Annotated in this window: 11 protein-coding genes; 8 read left to right on the plus strand and 3 right to left on the minus strand. The window is 40.9% G+C overall.

The window, feature by feature from the left end; translation table 11 throughout:
- The first annotated feature begins 3 nt into the window (after positions 1-3).
- A complete protein-coding gene (gene ung / locus ACFSJY_RS15440; protein WP_386036192.1) occupies positions 4-663 on the plus strand; it encodes a uracil-DNA glycosylase in 660 nt (219 codons plus the stop codon).
- Here the strand turns inward: ung and ACFSJY_RS15445 are convergent.
- The 3 genes from ACFSJY_RS15445 to cutA all read right to left on the minus strand — a co-directional run bounded on the left by ACFSJY_RS15445 (position 647) and on the right by cutA (position 4,053).
- A complete protein-coding gene (locus ACFSJY_RS15445) occupies positions 647-1,774 on the minus strand; it encodes a GGDEF domain-containing protein (protein WP_386036195.1) in 1,128 nt (375 codons plus the stop codon). The genes ung and ACFSJY_RS15445 overlap by 17 nt on opposite strands.
- Before the next feature lie 130 nt (positions 1,775-1,904).
- On the minus strand, positions 1,905-3,737 hold the full coding sequence (locus tag ACFSJY_RS15450) for a protein-disulfide reductase DsbD (RefSeq protein WP_386036198.1): 1,833 nt from the start codon (positions 3,735-3,737) through the stop codon (positions 1,905-1,907).
- Between the two features lie 4 nt (positions 3,738-3,741).
- On the minus strand, positions 3,742-4,053 hold the full coding sequence (gene cutA, locus ACFSJY_RS15455) for a divalent-cation tolerance protein CutA (RefSeq protein WP_386036201.1): 312 nt from the start codon (positions 4,051-4,053) through the stop codon (positions 3,742-3,744).
- Positions 4,054-4,192: 139 nt separating this feature from the next.
- Between cutA and ACFSJY_RS15460 the strand changes: the two genes are divergently transcribed.
- From ACFSJY_RS15460 to ACFSJY_RS15490, 7 genes are all read left to right on the plus strand, one after another.
- The gene (locus tag ACFSJY_RS15460) at positions 4,193-4,699 is read left to right on the plus strand and encodes an FxsA family protein (RefSeq protein ID WP_386036204.1); all 507 of its coding nucleotides are present in this window, start codon (positions 4,193-4,195) and stop codon (positions 4,697-4,699) included.
- 92 nt (positions 4,700-4,791) lie between these two features.
- The gene (locus ACFSJY_RS15465) at positions 4,792-5,082 is read left to right on the plus strand and encodes a co-chaperone GroES (protein WP_206483261.1); all 291 of its coding nucleotides are present in this window, start codon (positions 4,792-4,794) and stop codon (positions 5,080-5,082) included.
- 74 nt (positions 5,083-5,156) lie between these two features.
- Positions 5,157-6,809: a chaperonin GroEL gene (groL, locus tag ACFSJY_RS15470; protein ID WP_386036209.1), complete on the plus strand. Its 1,653-nt coding sequence runs from the start codon at positions 5,157-5,159 to the stop codon at positions 6,807-6,809.
- 293 nt (positions 6,810-7,102) lie between these two features.
- A complete protein-coding gene (locus ACFSJY_RS15475; protein ID WP_386036212.1) occupies positions 7,103-8,380 on the plus strand; it encodes a cystathionine gamma-synthase family protein in 1,278 nt (425 codons plus the stop codon).
- A gap of 324 nt (positions 8,381-8,704) precedes the next feature.
- The gene (locus tag ACFSJY_RS15480) at positions 8,705-18,202 is read left to right on the plus strand and encodes an FG-GAP-like repeat-containing protein (RefSeq protein ID WP_386036215.1); all 9,498 of its coding nucleotides are present in this window, start codon (positions 8,705-8,707) and stop codon (positions 18,200-18,202) included.
- 4 nt (positions 18,203-18,206) lie between these two features.
- Complete coding sequence (locus ACFSJY_RS15485) at positions 18,207-19,157, plus strand: ankyrin repeat domain-containing protein (protein ID WP_386036218.1); 951 nt, start codon at positions 18,207-18,209, stop codon at positions 19,155-19,157.
- A gap of 106 nt (positions 19,158-19,263) precedes the next feature.
- Positions 19,264-19,863 (plus strand): outer membrane beta-barrel protein, encoded by a 600-nt coding sequence (locus ACFSJY_RS15490; protein ID WP_386036221.1) that lies wholly within the window; start codon positions 19,264-19,266, stop codon positions 19,861-19,863.
- Positions 19,864-19,945: the final 82 nt, after the last annotated feature.

Raw genomic sequence — 19,945 nt, forward strand, 5'->3', positions numbered from 1 at the left:
ATTATGACCTCGTGGACTGATTTACTCGCTGTTGAAAAACAGCAGCCTTACTTCATTGATACACTCGAATACGTAGAGCAACGCCGGAGCGAGGGTATTACTGTCTACCCGCCGAAAGAAGAGGTCTTTAACGCTTTTCGTGTACCAGCTTTTGATCAGATAAAAGTCGTGATTATTGGCCAAGATCCCTATCACGGCCCTGACCAAGCTCACGGGCTGTGCTTTTCTGTCAAACCCGGTATTAAGCCTCCTCCATCGCTTGCCAATATGTACAAAGAGCTTGCGAAGGATATTGACGGGTTTCACATTCCAGAGCACGGTTATTTGCAAGGGTGGGCAGAGCAAGGTGTGTTGCTGCTTAATACCGTATTAACGGTTGAGGCTGGACAAGCGCATTCGCATAAACACCTAGGGTGGGAACAATTTACTGATCGCGTTATTGAGAAAATCAGTGAACATAGTTCAGGCGTGGTTTTCTTATTATGGGGTTCACACGCACAGAAAAAAGGTAAGTCGATAGATACGCAAAAACATGCTGTGTTAACGGCACCTCATCCTTCTCCTTTATCAGCACACAGAGGCTTCTTTGGTTGTCGTCATTTTTCACAAACTAACGACATACTTGTTCAACAAGGTAAATCACCGATTAATTGGCAGGTGTAGAGACAGAATCTCCAATATGTGGCTTTTTGACTAAAGGCATAGTTCGGTCGCGTCCAGCCTCTTTTGCTTGATAAAGGGCAAGGTCAGCGTGATGTAGTGCCTCAACAATCGATTGAGACTCCGAGATTTCCTGCATGCCAAAGCTGACGGTACAGCGAATAACGTCACTCTTGTGGGCTAAGGAAAAGTCTCTTACTGCTTGGTGTAGTTTTTCGCAAAGCGCAGCAGCATGGTTTATATCTGTTTGAGGTAAAATAAATAGAAATTCTTCTCCACCCCAACGAGCAACAGTATCTTGCGCTCGAATTTCATGTTTAAACAAGTCTGCCAATGCTTTCAGCATGACATCGCCACCTTCATGACCAAACTGATCATTAATGGACTTGAAGTGGTCTACATCGCAAAGTAGCACGGAAAAGGGCTGTTGCGTGCGCTTCATGCGGTGGAATTCGTACTCTAGTTTCTCAAGCGCATCCCGTCTATTTGACAGTTTTGTCAAGGGATCAAACTTAGCTAACCGTTCAAATTCTTGGCTGATCTCGAGAGTGATCCGGTACGACTCTTCGCGCGAGTGTTCATAAAATGCCGATAAAAAAGTGACGGTTAGGAACGATAAGATGAGTCTTGTTTTATGGTCAATATCATACGTTGTCGCCAGTAATCTCTCGTCTGGATAGAACATAATAATTGAGATAATGATCAGAAATACGCCTAAATCGAACAGCCCTTTTTTAAAGCCGTGTAAGAACAATGCAACAGGCGCTACCATAAATATCCATAAAGGGCCTGTATTGTTTACCCCTCCAGAATAGACTAGGTAAATCATTAATATCATTAAAGAATACAGGACGATATTCGAGGCAAGGTCAATATTGCCTGTGCGCTTTTGAAGGTAAAAACCCAAAAGGTAGGTGCCACTTGCGATAAACAGGATAGCTGCAAGTAACCAATCTTGTGAAAACAACCCATTAATGGCCATCATGCCGGTAATCGACATACCTACGAAAGAAAAAAGGTTGACCACATACATACGACGATAGCGTTCGTCGTGTTTGTTTTCACCTAATCCAGCGCGAAAATACGATAGCAACAGTTGTTTCAACGTTTTCATTACTGTCAATATATAGTATTTATCATGACTATCATAGGGCTAAAGTGCCCACATTTTATTTCACTAAATATGAAGTGATATAGCAACAAAAACGCCGCTGTGTAGCGGCGTTGTTTAAGCGGTATTTTGTTTAATTAAAGGTGGTATTAACGTGTGCAGCAAACTCATCCGCGCCCATAAAGCCAGTCACTCGCTTGTTACTGACTTCTTCACCTGACTTATCGAAAAACAAAATCGAAGGTAGGCCAAACACGTCGAAATGTTCCATTAACTCAACGCTCTCTGGTGATCCTGTATCTGTTAAATCAATTTGAACCAATAATGTGTTCGCTAGCGCAGCTTGCACGTTACTCGCTGGGAAGGTGTACTCTTCAAATTCTTTACATGCGATACACCAATCAGCATACAAATCAAGCATCACTGTTTCACCTTTCGCATTAGCGTCAGCAATGGTTTGCTCTAACTCACTGAGGTTTTTAACGAATACAAAATGCTTCTGCTCTGCATTGTTTTCCGAGTGCACTGCGACTTGCGGAGCTGGGAAAACTGTTTCGTAAAGCTTATTGGCACCAAAGAATAGGGCGATAAATATGACTAAGCTACGAACACCAAACCAGAAGTTTTTACTCGTATCTTGGTTAGCAACATAAAAGTATGTCGCTGCACCCAATACTAATAATGCCCAAAGTACTTGTGAGGCTTCAGCAGGGATAAAACGTTCAAGTAAGAATATAGGTACAGCTAGCAGCAAAATACCGAAGATATTCTTAATAATGGTCATCCAGTTACCAGCTTTAGGAAGGATTTTACCACCTGAGCTACCTAACAATAGTAATGGTAAGCCCATACCCATGCTTAATGCATATAATGCTGCAGCGCCAAGTGCAATATCACCTGTTTGTGAGATGTAAATCAGTGCACCTGTTAATGGTGCTGTAGTGCATGGAGATGCAACTAGGCCCGAAATTGCCCCCATCGACAGTACACCCGTATAGGAGCCGCCTTCCTGTTTATTACTCATTTCATTGAGCTTATTCTGCCAGCTTGATGGCAAGGCTAGGTTGAACATACCGAACATAGAAAGTGCTAAGAATATGAATAACACACTTAAGAAAATTAATACGACTGGGTGCTGGAACATCGCTTGGAATTGCGCGCCAGCTAGTGCTACAACAATACCCAAAATCGTGTACGTAATTGCCATACCTTGCACATAAAAAAACGATAAGCTAAACGCTCGTTTGGTCGAAAGATTGTCCCCTTGGCCAACGATAATCCCTGTTAAAATCGGATACATAGGGAATACACATGGTGTGAATGACAGTAGCAATCCACCTGTAAAAAAGGCTAGCAAGGTAACTACTAAACTTTCATTTTGAAGCAGGTCTAATAATTCAAACTGTTCACTACTACTAGTATTCACCTCGCTTGTATTATCTTGTGTGTCAGACGCGCTGTTGTCGCTTAGTGCAGACAGCACGTCTGCTGGCGCTGATGCTTCTACTTTCGACAAATCTACTGTCTTGGTCGTTGGTGGGTAACACAGTCCTTTCTTGGCGCATCCTTGGAAGCGAATAGTCACACTAGCATTTTCGCCTGCCTCCAAAATAGGAACAGTGAACTCTACATCTTCCTCGAATATCTGTTGAACACCAAAAAATTCATCTTCGTGCTCTTTACCCTGTGGAATAACAACATCGCCGATAGTAGTGTTTTCTGGTGTGACTTTAAATTGATGGCGATATAGGTAGTAGCCATCTTTGACGTTAAAGCTAATCAGCAATTTGTCTTTGTTTTGGTGAAAGTCAAATATAAAGGCTTCGTCTACTTTCAAAAACTCGTTGTCATTGCTAAATAAGCTAGACGCCGATGTGTCGAAAATTGATTTTTGTTGCTGCGCATAACCAAGGTTAATGGTAGAAAGTGCTAACAGCGTAAATAGCAGAGTTAAAAGTTGTTTCATGTGTTTACTTCAAAGAATCTGAAATCCAATTTAAATAGTCACTGTTACCTTGGGAAATATCTAAAGCAACAATCTCAGGGACATCGTAAGGATGTTGTTCGCTTATAGACCGACTAACTTGCTCAAAGTATTCAGCCTTTGTTTTAATCATTAATAAATATTCTTGCGCTTTCTCTATTTTCCCTTGCCATTGATAGATGGATGTCACTCCAGGTTGAATATTCACGCAAGCTGCCAACTTCGCGGTCACTAGTGAACCAGCGAGCGATTCAGCAACATCAATTGTAGGGCACGTGCAAAGAACAATTTGATACATGCAAGCACAGGTAAACAGATCATATTTGGGCTACTTTTTACCATGTTGATTACACTTTTGCACGATTTGAGCGCTACTCAGTGGTTGAAATCGTTTGAATAGCCACCATATGAAAGTTACGCCCATGTAGAGTCTTACTATGTTTAAAGTCCTTTTTATCTTATTTGTAATTGTTCCCATTATTGAAATTGCTGTGCTCATGCAAGTAGGCGCGGTGATTGGTGCTTGGCCTACAGTGGCTATCGTCATTATCACTGCCTGGTTAGGCGCTAAAAATGTGCGTCAGCAAGGCTTGGCGACTATCCAGAACTTACAGAACAAAATGGCTGTAGGTGAAATGCCATCGGAAGAAATTGTGGCTGGTTTGTTGTTATTGGTTGCGGGTGTTTTGTTGGTAACGCCTGGCTTCGTGACTGATGCGTTTGGATTGTCATTGTTAGTGCCGTCTGTACGACGTGGCTTGGTAGCAAGTGTCCAGCAGCATTTAAGTGTGACAACCATGCACCAGAGCACAATGCATCAGCGTGGTAGCCAGGATTTTGGCAACTCTCCGTTTCAACAACAATTTGAGTCACAGCGTCAGTTCCAGCAAGATCGCAAACATGATGGAAACACCATTGAAGGTGAGTTCGAACGTACAGAATAAAAAAATTTATTAATAGGGTTGTATTGCCAAAATACGGCCCTATTTATTTCATCAAACATTTTGTTAAACATTATTCTCAGGAGAGAAAATCAATGAGCATTCGTCCATTACACGATCGCGTAATCATCAAGCGTAAAGAGGTAGAATCAAAGTCTGCTGGCGGTATCGTATTAACGGGTAGCGCTGCTGAGAAATCAACACGTGGTGAAGTAGTTGCTGTTGGCAACGGCCGTATTTTAGAAAACGGTGAAGTACGCGCGTTAGACGTAAAAGTGGGTGACCAAGTTATCTTTAACGAAGGTTACGGCGTTAAAACTGAAAAAATTGACGGCGAAGAAGTATTGATTCTTTCTGAATCAGACATCTTAGCAATCGTAGAATAATAGCGATTATTCATTAGACAACATTTAAATGCGTGGCAAACAATTGCGGCGCAAATATATAGGAATTCAAAACAATGGCAAAAGACGTATTATTCGGTAATGACGCTCGCGCTAAAATGCTTAACGGTGTAAACGTTTTAGCAGACGCAGTAAAAGTAACTTTAGGCCCTAAAGGTCGTAACGTAGTTTTAGACAAGTCATTTGGCGGTCCAACTATCACTAAAGACGGTGTATCAGTTGCGAAAGAAATCGAACTAGAAGACAAGTTCGAAAACATGGGCGCGCAAATGGTTAAAGAAGTAGCGTCTAAAGCAAACGACGAAGCAGGTGACGGTACAACAACGGCAACTGTACTTGCACAATCAATCGTTAACGAAGGCTTAAAATCAATCGCTGCGGGCATGAACCCAATGGATCTTAAGCGCGGTATCGACAAAGCAGTTGTTGCTGCAGTTGAAGAGTTAAAAGCAATTTCTACTCCATGTGCGGACAACAAAGCAATTGAGCAAGTAGGTACTATCTCTGCTAACGCTGACAAAACTGTTGGTGAAATCATTGCGACGGCAATGGACAAAGTAGGCACTGAAGGTGTTATCACTGTAGAAGAAGGTCAATCGTTAGAAAACGAATTAGACGTTGTTGAAGGTATGCAGTTCGACCGCGGTTACCTTTCTCCATACTTCATCAACAACCAAGAAAGCGGTGCAGTTGAGTTAGAAAACCCTTTCATCCTTTTAGTTGACAAGAAAGTATCAAACATCCGTGAACTTCTTACAACGTTAGAAGGCGTTGCTAAAGCAGGCAAGCCACTTCTTATCATCGCTGAAGATGTTGAAGGTGAAGCATTAGCAACATTAGTTGTTAACAACATGCGTGGCATCGTAAAAGTTGCTGCTGTTAAAGCACCAGGTTTTGGTGACCGTCGTAAAGCAATGCTTCAAGACATCGCTATCCTAACGGCAGGTACTGTGATTTCTGAAGAAATCGGCATGGAGCTTGAGAAAGCAACATTAGAAGATTTAGGCCAAGCGAAGAAAGTTGTTATCTCTAAAGACAACACAACAATCATCGACGGTATCGGTGAAGAAGCTGATATCCAAGCACGTGTTGCGCAAATCCGTGGTCAAATCGAAGAAACTTCTTCTGATTATGACAAAGAAAAACTTCAAGAGCGTTTAGCTAAGTTGGCTGGCGGTGTAGCGGTAATTAAAGTAGGTGCTGCAACTGAAGTTGAAATGAAAGAGAAGAAAGACCGTGTAGACGATGCACTTCACGCAACGCGCGCAGCGGTTGAAGAAGGTGTTGTAGCTGGTGGTGGTGTTGCTCTAGTTCGCGTAGCTGACAAGATCAAAGACCTTAAAGGCGACAACGAAGATCAAAACCACGGTATCAACGTTGCTATCCGCGCGATGGAAGCTCCACTTCGTCAAATCGTTGCTAACTGTGGTGACGAAGCTTCAGTAGTGCTTAACGAAGTACGCAACGGCGAAGGTAACTTCGGTTACAACGCGGGTAACGGTTCATACGGCGACATGCTAGAAATGGGTATCTTAGACCCTGCGAAAGTTACACGCTCTGCATTACAATTCGCAGCATCAGTAGCTGGCTTAATGCTAACGACTGAAGCAATGGTAACTGACGCACCAGTTAAAGATGCTGGTGGCGCACCTGCAATGCCTGATATGGGCGGCATGGGTGGTATGGGCGGTATGCCAGGCATGATGTAATTTTTGCTTGATTAAGCGGCTAATTTCTACGTTGCTTTGGTACTCGTTTATTGCGGATAAACTTCGTACTAAAGCGCCTTGAACTAAACCGCTTTATCTGAGCAAAAAGCCTAATCGCTTATTTGTTTTAAAAACCTGCTTCGGCAGGTTTTTTTGTGTGTAGCTTTTTGAAATAACTCACCTTAAAAATTGAAAAGCATGTAAAATTAGCGGTTATAAGAAGCGGCAATGTCATTCAAGTAGCCAAATAGTCGCTCGTTCACGTGTAACCGGACAAATTTATTGGAGGCGTTATGCCGTCAAACTATAAGAAAAAAGCCATAGGCGCTCACGATCTCAAACCCGAATCTCTCATGATGGGTTATGGCTATGATCCCAAGCTTTCAGAGGGCTCAATTAAGTGCCCAAATTTCCAAACATCGACCTTTGTATTTAATTCTAGTGAAGAAGGGAAAGACTTTTTCAATGTTGTGTCAGGTCGCCGCCAACTAAAGGAAGGTGAAGAAGCTGGTCTAGTATACTCGCGTTTCAATAACCCGACGATTGAAATTGCTGAAAATAGAATTGCCGTATGGGATGGCGCTGAAGACTGCTTAATTACAGGCAGTGGCATGTCAGCCATTTCTACAGTGTTACTGGCACTATCAAAACCGGGTGATGTGATTGTCTATTCTGAGCCTATCTATGGCGGTACAGACACCCTCATTAATGGCATTTTGAAACAGTACGGTATTAAAGCAGTTGGCTTTATGTCGAGTGACGGTACTGCTGGTATTGAAGACGCACTAAACAAAGCCAAAGCACTGGGGGATATTTCCGTTGTACTTGTTGAAACACCGGATAACCCAACTAACAACTTGGTTGATCTCGCTAAATGTCGAGCGCTTATCGATGCATTGCCAAAGCAAGACAATGCGCCTGTTTTGGCGGTTGATAATACGATGTTAGGTCCACTGTGGCAGAAGCCACTCGCTCATGGTGCTGATTTATGTCTTTACTCGTTAACCAAGTACGTTGGCGGACATTCTGATTTAATCGGTGGCAGCTGTTCCGGCAGCAAGGCACTGATCAGCAAAATTAGAAAAGTAAGAAATGGTGTTGGAACGACGATGGACTCTAACACTGCGTGGCTTATTTTACGCTCTCTAGAAACATTAAAAATTCGTATGCAAGCCTCTAATGACGGTGCGGCAAAGGTGGTTGAGTTCTTAAATAACCACGACAAAGTCTTGCGTATAGATTACCCTGGCCTTTTACAAGCGGGTGATCCGCAATTTGATGTTTACCAAAAACAATGCGCTGGCGCTGGCTCAACATTTTCGTTTGAAGTAGCAGGCGGTGAAGAGGCTGCATTTAAAGTGTTAGACAATTTACAGCTAGTAAAACTTGCAGTCAGTTTAGGTGGAACAGAAAGCTTAGCTCAACATCCAGCAGCGATGACACATTCTGGCGTGCCAAAAGCTCGCAGAGAAGAAATTGGTATTACTGATGGTTTAATTCGCTTATCTGTAGGTATTGAAGATGCAGAGGATTTGATCGCCGATTTAGAGAATGCGCTAAGTTTGATCTAACGTTAAATTATCAGCACTTTTAAGCTATCTAGCCGATTTTATGAATTGTAAGGTTGTCTGAGAAGATATGTAATTGCAACTTAACGTACTACTCTAAAATAAATTTCAAGTCTCAAAGCCGGTGACCGATCACTGGCTTTCTTTGTTAATTATTTCGTGTTTAAACTAGATATTTTGAGTATACAGGTTAGTTTTGAATGTAGTAATTCGATAAATATACAAATATTGACACATTTTTAAACACTTGTTATTAATATGAACAAAGACTCTGCAGTGTATGGATAAAAATAGAGTCGCCTAAAAATAAAAAGAAAGGGAATTCACATGTCAAAATTTGTGGGCGTGATAGCGTCTCTATGCCTATTTTTTGTTGGATACTCACATGCATACTCCGAAATAGAGAGTGTAGCTTGGAAAGATGAAAAATATAAAAAACATCTTGCTGACTTCGATGGCGACGGCCTCCAAGATCTATTCTTGCACTCCAAAAAACCTAATAAAAAGTCTAAATTAGTTTACACGCGCTATCATGACGGCAACTTTGTTTGGTCAAAGCAACAACTTATTAAGTTACCTGAAGTAATCGATGGTACAAGCTGGCACAAAAAAAACGCCACTCCGTTATTTGCCGATTTTAACGGTGATCAAGATACAGATCTGCTACTAATATTTCATGCAAAGCAAAAAGTATACTTTTACGAGTCAGTGGGAGAGATTGCTAAATCGTCTTTTACCCCTTCAAAGATTTTTAATGAAAATGACTTTCCATGGCTTACGTCTAACAAAAAATTGAAGTTTTTTATTGGTGACTTTAATGGAGACAGTTTGTCGGACGTGGTAGTTAGTGATACGAAAAATATAGCTGTTTATCACGCATCATCCAATAACACTTTCAAAATCGCACAAAAAATAAAAGGTGACGTAAAAAAAGTTTTTAGTAACAGGCGAAAATTAATTATTGAAGACTTTAACGGTGATGGCTTAGATGACATCTTTGCACAAGCTAAAAATTCGAACACCCCTCATTTTATTGCCTATTCAAATAAACACGGCAAATTTAAATCAAAGCTCTTAGAGCAAATATCACCTTTAATTAATGGTGAGCGATGGAATTCAAATGATTACAATGTTATTGCTAACTATAACGAAACTCGCTCAGGTTACGAGTTAGTTCGTTTGCGTAATCAAAGTACTGCTAACGAAGTTGGACAGTGTAATAACTTGTTTTTTAGTCCATACCTAGGTTTATTCGGTCGCACTTGCGCACCAATGCCTTATACAGAGGCGTCGATTGTTGGTTCTTTGAAAACAAGTTTTTCCACAGCGTACAAGCGAAATAAGATAGCTACTGACGTTAATGATTGTGAACCACCCCCTAGTCCGTTTAGTAAAGGTTTCCATACTCCCAAATTTGGTGGCAATCCTTGTGGCCCCAAACCAACACCGCCACCAACACCTGATGATAGCCCCGAGATATCGCCAAACACGGTAACTATTGGAAAAGAATTTCAAATAACTTTTCCTAAAAGTATAGGTGCTATGTACTTTTCTTTAGTCGAAGTTGGTCCTGATGGATATAAAGAGTATACAGGTACCCCAAACAATCCAGTAACCTTAAGTAAAACAAAGTTGGGGACATATCTTTATAAGGTTTCCGCATGCAACTTTTCTGCATGTTCGGGCTATAGCCCAGAGTCCTTTGTCGAAGTTATTGCTGATCCTGGTGTACTACCACCAGGTGTACCTAAGTCTATTCAGATAATGCCACATCAGATCACAGTGCGTGAGTCTGCGACAATAGAGTGGCTAGCACCAGACAATTTCGACATATCTAAAGGTGTCTACCAGGTTATTGAAGTACAACCGGACATTTTTCCTATATCTAGAGTAATATGGGAGTCATTAGCGCATGACGCGAATAGCGTTAAGCAGTCAATTACGGTAAATCCAAACGAGAAGTTTACAGGTACCTATACATACAGGGTAATAGCGTGCGCTGATTCGACGCTAAGCTCTTGTAGTTCATCTGCAGATATTAACTTAGATGTTAGCGAGGCGAATTCAATTCCGACTGTTTCAATCAGCTCCCCAGCAGATAATCAGCAATTTACTGAAGGTGATGAAATCATTGTTGATGCAATAGCATCAGATCCGGATGCTCAAGGCACTGTTTCACAGGTTGAATTTAGAGTTAATACCGATGCTTGGGTCATTGATAGCGAGGGGCCCTATAATCACTCTTTTGGTGCTTTACCCGTTGGAAGCCACGTTATCTACGTAAGGGCATTGGATAATGTTGGTGAATATTCTGAAACTAAGTCTATCAGTATTAACGTGGTAGCAGATACAAATGTTTCTAAGCCTACGTTATCAATCATATCGCCTGCTCAAAATGAAATTTTTGGCAGTACAGGTACCGTAATTGCTGAGGCAAGCGCAGAAGATGTTGACGGAAGTATAGATCGAGTAGAGTTCAGGGCAAATAATGGAGAATGGATCACAGATTCTTTTGCTCCTTTTATTCACGTATTTGATTCACTTCAGTCAGGTGACCATATTATCTACGTAAAAGCGTATGACAATGAAGGCAAAGAATCAGATATTGAAGAGGTTGCATTTTTTATTGAGGATAACTCAGAATGGGTTGGTTGGTTCGATGAATTACGAACCGATAAATCTGAAATAAGCCTTGGGGAGTCATTAACACTCTCTTGGGACGAACCTTTAGATACGGTTGACGCTGTATTTAATCTCTATTTTACTGTGAATGGTGGGACCTTGCACAGCTTGGCTAGAGACCTTACCTTTGAAAGTTTTTCATTCAATTATCAACCATTGTCTGCTGGAGAATATGTTTTTTATATTGAGGCCTGTAAAGACGGTAGTTGTGGGGAGCGCGCTAGCGTTGACGTCACCGTATTAACAGGCTTACCAAGTGATAACTTTGTTGATATAGAGTTAAGCGCTCAGCAGACGCCATTTGCGGCGTCTGCACCAATTGAAGATACGTCTTCAACCGTGATTGGTCTGACACCTGGCGAACTAAGTGTAGACAACTCAGGCTCAGCTACCTATAGCATTCCTTTTTCACTACCCGTAGGTAGGGGGGGGATCAGCCCAGAATTAGGTTTTCAATATAACTCATCATCACCAAATGGTCCTTTAGGTATAGGCTGGAGTATTACAGGTGTATCAGCTATCTCTCGCTGTAGAAAAACTTATGAGTCATTCGGTATTCACCCAGCATCAGATGCCGAATATGGGTTTTGTTACAATGGTCAACCGTTAATCGCTGTAGAAGGAGAGTATGGAGCAAGTAATACCGAGTATAGAACTGAAATAAATAGTCAAACTCGGATTACGCACAAGGAAGCTAATTCCGCCAGTGGTGAACATTTCGTTGTTGAATTACCTGATGGCTCTATCAACTATTATGGTCTTCATGACATCAATGGAGAAAGAAGTGATGGGTGGGTTGGCCCTGACTATGAGGTAAGAGATGTTTGGAGTTATTTAATTACAAGCTCAACCGATAGTTCAGGTAACTCTATTTTTTACTTTTATGACGGTCACCATACTGAGTGGCGAACACCAGCCGAAGATGGGCTTGGTCATTTGGGCTTTTATGAAGTCGTGTTAGCAAGGGTTGAGTATTCCGGTAACGAAGTGACTTTCAACTATCGCCAAGAGCCAACCCGAATTGATGGCAGTACGGGATATAGAAAGAGTATTGGAAGAATAAATACCCTTGTCGAGCCAGATGCCTTATTCGAAGTATCTAATAGGGCTCAACTGGATTCTGTTTCCATAAGCGCATTAACCACGCAAAATTCAAATGCTCACTTTCGTACTTATAACATCAGTTACGAGCAAGACCCTTATACTCAAATTGAAAGGGTGAAGAGTATAGAGGAGTGTGCTGGAGAAAACGCTGACATTTGTTTAAATCCAACGGTGTTTGAATGGCACAATCAACCATACACTGCATTTAAAAGCTATGAAGGTTCGATCAGTCTTGAAGACGATAATGTAAAAGCAGTTACGTCAGTGGATATCGATGGTGATGGCTTCAATGACATTGCATACATCACTAAAGACGGCAGTCAGTATTCCCTTTATGTGGCGAGAAATTCTAGCTATAGCGGGTTCAGTACATATAGGCAAATTAAATTAGATACGTTTGAAATTAACAATGATGAACCTCCAATTTTAAAGGCTGTTGACTATGACGGGGATAGCAAAGGTGAACTGGTATACTATAAAGCTTATCTTAGTAAAAATGAGTGGAGTATTTATGATTTCGACTTTTCTCATGGTAGTTTCAGCGGAGATGTAACAGCTGACATAATTTATCATCGAAATAATACCGGCCTCTTTTTTGAAGACACTACTGATAACATGTTACTTCATGACGCTAATGGAGATGCTCTGCCTGATATAGTCTACAGGAACGAACAGGGGCAGAATTATATTGCGTTATATAAGCGAGCGACTAAATCGTACGATACACCTAAGCCCGTAAGTGTAGAATTTGGTGACGTTGAACCTATTTTAGGGCCTCTCAATTTTGGCCAAAAAGAGATGATTAGGGGCGTATTGAGCAATTCAGTCATAAACAGCATTGAATCAGCTAGCCACAAGCAAACGTTTTTAGCTAATGAAGTCATAGAAGCTTGCAGTGTCCCTGACCCCATTGAGGGAAGCAGCGGTTCAACTCAAAGCAACAGTACATTTCTTTCATCTAGAAATATCGATACGTTCCCTTCTTTTATTCCTGCCGCGGATTTCAATGGCGACGGAGCAGCAGACATCCTTATGCGTGTCGCTGATGTATATTTTGAAGATGGCGGAAGCTGTGGAGAGGGCAGCCCGTTAGAAACTATTTATTATTGGGTCAAATTTAAACTTGTATACGATGCCACTGATGACTCATATACTTACGAAGCATATCGCTCCCTCCCGTCAAGCTATCAAAATTCGCATGAGTTGTATGAAGAAAAAATTCAAGTTGCTGACATTAATAGTGATGGCCTAGGTGACGTTGTCTATGTAATGCAGCACAGCAACGAAACAACATTTACGGTTGATTATGGTGACAGGTTAGATGTAAACGCAATCACATTGACCGATAGAAGTGGAAATCCATTAGAAATTGATGATATGCAAGGGATGCAGTTTATCGATCTCAACCGCGATGGTTTTTTAGATGTTGTGTATTTTAGCGCCACCGACAAACAGTGGCGCAACATCATGTTTGATAAGTCTCGAGGAGGTTTTGAACAAAGTGTCTTAATGCATAGTGAAAATAGTAACTTCAGTAAAAACAACGACTTTGTTATTGCAGGCGACTGGACAGGTAATGGAGTTTTAGATTTAGGTTATATAGACAACTCTCAAGGCAAGTTTATATATAATGTTGATAATTCTCCTTCGAGAGTTGCAGGTAATAAAATAAAAGCGGTAACCAATGGTTTTGATGTTACGACGACCATTGAATATGATTTGATGACCAATACATCTTTATATCGCAAAGGATTCGGAACTGAAGAGCTAAACTGGGGAATTTGTAATAATCCACTTTACCCCTCGTTATCCGATAAGTGTTCACCTGTTTTTGATGTAGTTGCGCCAACATTTTTAGTTTATGGCATATATCACAAAGCTTCGGGCTATGATGGTGAATCTGGTGTTTATAAAACCGATACAACCACAGGTAAGTATTATGATTACTTCGGGATGAGAATTCAGTCCGGTGGACGTGGTTCACTTGGCTTCCAATCTATGACGGTATCGGACCGTAGAACTGACAAAAACCTTAATACGAATTTTCTTCAAGAGTTTCCTTTTACAGGCCTAGTGAGTAGTACAGCAAATACTGAGAGCTTTGAGACAGAACTGAGTGAGTCGAGAAACAAATATGACTTGTATCAACTGAATGGTCTTAAAACTTTTGCCCCTTATTTAAAAGAAAATGCGGTACTTAACGTAATTACCACGCTGGGTTCTGGCGGGGGACGTGAACATCGCACTGGGGCAACGGTTACTTCTTATGAATATGTTATCAAAAACAATGACTATTTACTGCCAAGTAAAATTACCGTTACAGATGGAACACCTGTCTATGATTACGATCATGGAATTTCTATTGGTACCGAATATCGAACTGTAGAGACAGTTAATACATACAGCGACGCAACTATCCATTCATCAAATCAATGGCGGCCAAATAGGCTAAAAACGGCGACTGTTACTACCTCAAACGGTAATGCGAAAGACCAAAAAATTGTTACTAGACATGCGTCATTTGAGTACTCTCCGACTAGTGGCCTTTTGAGTAAGGAAGCAAGTGATTTAAACCAAACAATATATTGTCGAGATAGCTTTGGTAATATAACCGAGAAGCTGGTAACAGATGATATTGATTTCGATGGAACGTGTCTAGATTATCCGGCTGATAACAATTCGTATCGGAAAACGAGTTATGTCTATGCTGATGGTAAATACCTTATAAGTGAAATCCAACGCACCGCTGAAGCGTCTTTTAAATTGTATGAACATACAACCAGTGAGTTAAATATTTATGGCCAGCCAGGTTTGAGCACCGATATTAATGGTGTCCAAACAGTAAAATTGTATGATGCATTCGGTCGTGAATTTTTTGTGCAAACGAGTACAGGGGTCAATCAATACATCTCATACACAAAATCTCCTGAAGTCTCGATTTCCGAACCATTTATCTTCGCGAAAAAAATCGAAACATTAGGGCAACCTATACAATACGAGTATTTTGACCAATATGGTCACTCGGTAGGGACAGCGAAACAGGGATTTGAGGCATCAGAGTGGATTTTCCAAGTAAACAGATATGATGAAGACGGAAACTTAACGCAAGTATCTAACCCTTCGAAAAGTGCTACGCCAACTCACTGGACATACAATTACTATGACTCCTACCACAGGTTATATAAAACAACCTACCCTGATGGATCTGAACGCCATTTGGCGACCTCGTTTGACGAGACCAAATATGAGGTAACTTATTCAGATACCTTACTCCCCAATGATGGCAAGGCAGCAGATCAAATAAAGCTGCAAGCCAAGAATTATATTGGGGAGCTAGTTTCGGTAACCGATAACATAGGCACTATACAGTATGCATACAATGCTGTTGGGAACTTAGTCGAAGTAACGAATGTTGATAATGTTGTGACATCAATTGAGTTCGATGACTATGGCCGTAAGAAAAATACTGACGATCCAAGCACAGGGTTTTATCAATACAAATATGACGGGTTAGGTAACCTATATGAGCAAATAGATAATGCAGGTAACGTCACACACATAGATATTGATAACTTCGGCCGTACTCGCAGTAAGGTAACACGAGATAAGAATAACGCCGTTGTAGAGTCTGACGTGTTTGATTTTACCTATATTGGACAAGGTGGCCAACACGTTATATCTCACTTACTACAAACGGAAACTAAGGGGACCGAACACTCTAAACAATTCAGTTACGATGAATATGGACGAATGGATACGGTTTCAACCATTCTTGATAATGGTGAAATTTACGTTGAGCAGACAACCTATGACAAATATGGTCGACTTTTCCAAACTTTTGAGGCTGACAATTCAAATATATATGGCTGTTTAGATAATGGAATCGCAGTTGGCAGCTGTTGGGGGGTTGAGCGTAATTACAACCCAAATGGCTATTTAGCAGTTCAGAAAGAAGCGAGAAATGGGGGATCTGCCGATGCAAAAATTTATGCAAAAGTAACTGCTATTGATGCATTCGGTAATGTGGTCGAGCAAGAATTTGGTGGCTCGGAAAGTGCAACAAACAAAATTAGGACATTAAAAGCTTATGACCAAGAGCGTGGCAGCTTAGACACAATTTCTACGGTATCAAATGGTATACAGATTCAAAGTGTTGAGTTTACGTTTGATAACTTGAATAACCTGCGAAGTAAAGAACGTAGAACCTTTAAAACTGGTGGCCTAAAATCGTTTGACTATGACACAAGCAACAGATTAACGCACTTAAATGGCAGTGAAATTGTCTCCTATTATGATAACGGGAATATTAAGTCTAAACAGGGGAAGGGCTATTGTTATCATTCTGACAACCCACATGCGGTTAGCGGGTTTGGTAGCGCCGGCTGTACCGATAAAGATTTTGAGTACGATGACAATGGGAATTTACTCAGTGATGGTGAAAGAACCTTTGTCTACAGCGCAAAAAACAAGCTAACTCTTGTTTCGAATGCGGGTGGACGTACTCAATTTAGCTATGCTGCAAACCAGCAAAGATACAAGCGTCTGACTGAAAAGGATGGTGTAACGACAAAAACCTACTTTATTGGTAATGTAGAAGTAGAAACCAAATCTGACAGCAATGTCACCACTATTCGTCGACAACTACCCAATACTATTGTTTTGCGCCGCAGTAATGGCACGCAGGAATCGAGTTATTTACTCAAAGATCACCTCGGTAATATAGATGTTCTAGTCGACGAAAATTGGCAGGTAAAACAGGTTCTTGAATATGACCCATGGGGTAAGCAAGAAATATTATCTGCGAACGTTTTAAAAGACCACATTAACATATTTGCAACCATGAGTTTGGAGTCACTTGAACTGGTGACAAGAAGAGGCTTTACCGGACATGAGCATGTCAGCCATGCCGACATTATCCATATGAACGGTCGAATCTACGATCCAACTTTAGGTCGTTTCCTTCAAGCTGACCCCCATATTCAGGCTCCAACGAACAGCCAGAATTATAACCGTTACAGTTACGTGCTGAATAACCCTCTTAGCTATACCGATCCGAGTGGGTATTTCTTTAAATCTTTGAAGAAATTTGTCAAAAAGCATTGGAGGTCCGCACTCGCCATAGGAATTGCAGCAGTAACAGGGGTTGGTGTTAATTTGTTCGTAGGATTAGAGGCCTATTCAGGTGCAGCAATAATTGCAGCTTCAGGAGGAGCTTTAGCTGGTTATGTTGCGACTGGTTCACTTAAAGGCGCTACTGTTGGTGCATTTTCTAGCTTAGCTTTCTTCGGTGTTGGTCAAGGTTTTGGGGCTGGAACTGGTTTTTTCCAGAATGGTGGAGCGGCTCACATAGGTGCACATGCTTTAACTGGTGGTATCATTTCTGATTTGCGGGGCGGTAATTTTGGGCACGGCTTCTGGAGTGCAGGGTTGACCAAAGGAATACAATCTTCTGGTAACATGCCAAATGACTTAATCGGAGGAGTAATTTCATCTGCTGTAGTCGGTGGTACTGTATCAAACCTAACAGGAGGTAAATTTGCTAATGGTGCTATTACTGCTGCATTTCAATTCGCTATGAATGCTCATGTGAATAGAGAAAAAAGAACAGGAAAAGGATATACAAACCCAATTACCAAAGAACTAGAATATGCCGATATGGAGGGCTACACACCTAGGTGGGTAGATGGTCAATGGGCACTAGGAGTTGACGGTAAAATAATGTTTTTCCCTCAAGGAGCGCATGTGGATATGGGGATGTATGGCTATAACTCTGCTGTGACATTGCAATGCCAAGCGATGAATGACTGTACTAATCCACCGGAAGATTATTTGAAAAACAATAATCCTACACCGTCGAATTACAACAAGCCGCATATCAATGCAAATAGTTCCCAATTAAAAGTAAATTTAGTTGGTAATGGCTGGTATTTTTCAAAATCAGTACCGTCGATAGCAATTAATGCTGGCGGTAGATATTATACTACCGTTAGTTGTGGAAATAATGTTGATGTAGTTATTCAGTGTGGAGGTGGGGGTTAATCATATGAAAATAATTTATTTAGTCATATTTCTAGCTACCTCATTTGACTGTTTTGCGGATGTTGTTGTTGACTTGTCGAGAATAAAGGAAGGTGAGTATCAATTTGTAAATTGGCAGAACTTGCCTGTACTTGTATATCATAGGACTCGAGAGCAAATCGAGTTGCTTAATACTTCTACAGACAAAGCAGTTAATTTAGCCTCAAACGATTTTTATGCTAGACGCTATGGTAATACTGTTGCAAACGGACTATTGCGAGGCGAACAGTTTAATCAATATAGACTGCGTTCTTCTTATGATAAGTGGTTTGTAGCTATTGGTGCTTCTCCAGAAATCGGAGTCAAATTAAGAATCAAAAGTGATAAAAATGCGATAATGAACCCAATGGATGGATCTTTATACGATTTAACAGGGAGAGTTATTGGCAATTCATTAAACAAAAAAGACTTGTCGATACCTAGTTATACTATTTCTGACCAGTCTCTCATTATTTTTACAAAATCGTTACCTGACGATATCGACTTTAGTGAGGGAAAAATAAACTCTAAAGATCAGCCAGAAAAGCAAATTGTAGATGCACTTAGCTGGAAAAAGTTTGAGTTAGTTGGAGAAATTTTAGATCAGAATCCGTCAATCATAAAAAACTCCGAAGTGAATTTGGCTGTTTTAGTTGCTGCTACAACATATGGAGATAAGGAATTACTCAAAAAGGCCATAAACTATGGAGCAGAAATTAACATTGTGTTTAGAAACAAATCTACGCCATTAAATACAGCGTTAATTTCAAATTACTTAGATATGGCAAAATACCTTATAGAAAGCGGTGCAAAAACAGAAAGCTTTTGTCAGCCGACAGATTGCAAGTTTTGCTCTACTCCTACGTTGGAAATAGCAAAAATGATGGAAGATACTGAGCAGTTAGTTATGCAATGGCTAAAAATGCGAAGTATGTAAATAAGAGCAGAGTCCAATTAAATGAAGCTTTAGCCTCTTTGTGAGCAACCTAAGCCAAGCAAACGAAAGCCAGCGGGAGCTGGTTTTCTTTTCACATAAGGAAATGATGAAAAAGCTATTAACCTCAACAGTATTTAGCCTAACCCTTTTGGCTACCAACATTCACGCTGACGAAATTGAGATCTCGCCAGTGGTGGTGTTGGGGGTAACGTATGGTGGCGATACATTAGCTGACGTTGAGTTAGATGATTTCCCTGATGAGAAAATCAAGGCCGGCAATTTATTCTACATTGGCGGTGGTGTTAATTTTAAACAACCTGAATCACCTTGGAGTATTCAGGCTAATTTAGCTTATCACTTTGATTACACCGAAGGTGATTTAGAAGATTCAATTCAAGATATTGAAGTTACCTTTGACCGCATAGTGGTCGAACTAATCCCTTACTACCAAATAGATGAAAAACAAAGCGTGGGTGTTGGTATATTCAAAGCGTTTGATACCGAGTTTTTACTTGAAATCGAAAATGCACCAGATACCAGCATCGAATTCGATAGCGACACCGGCTTTCTAGCCGAATGGGGCTACCACTTTAGTGAAGATAATATGCTATCAGTTCGCTACGCCTACACAGAGTTCGAAGCCAAAGATACCAAAAACAAGTTCGATGGCGACTATATCGGTGCATTTGTACAGTGGCGTTTTTAGGCTTAGGAGCAACCCAAGCCAAGTAAACGAAAAGTCATGAATGTATGCGCTTTGAAAAATTGTCACTATTTTTAGCGCCTTA

Source organism: Thalassotalea euphylliae (genome assembly GCF_042682785.1).
GTDB classification, from domain to species: domain Bacteria; phylum Pseudomonadota; class Gammaproteobacteria; order Enterobacterales; family Alteromonadaceae; genus Thalassotalea_F; species Thalassotalea_F euphylliae.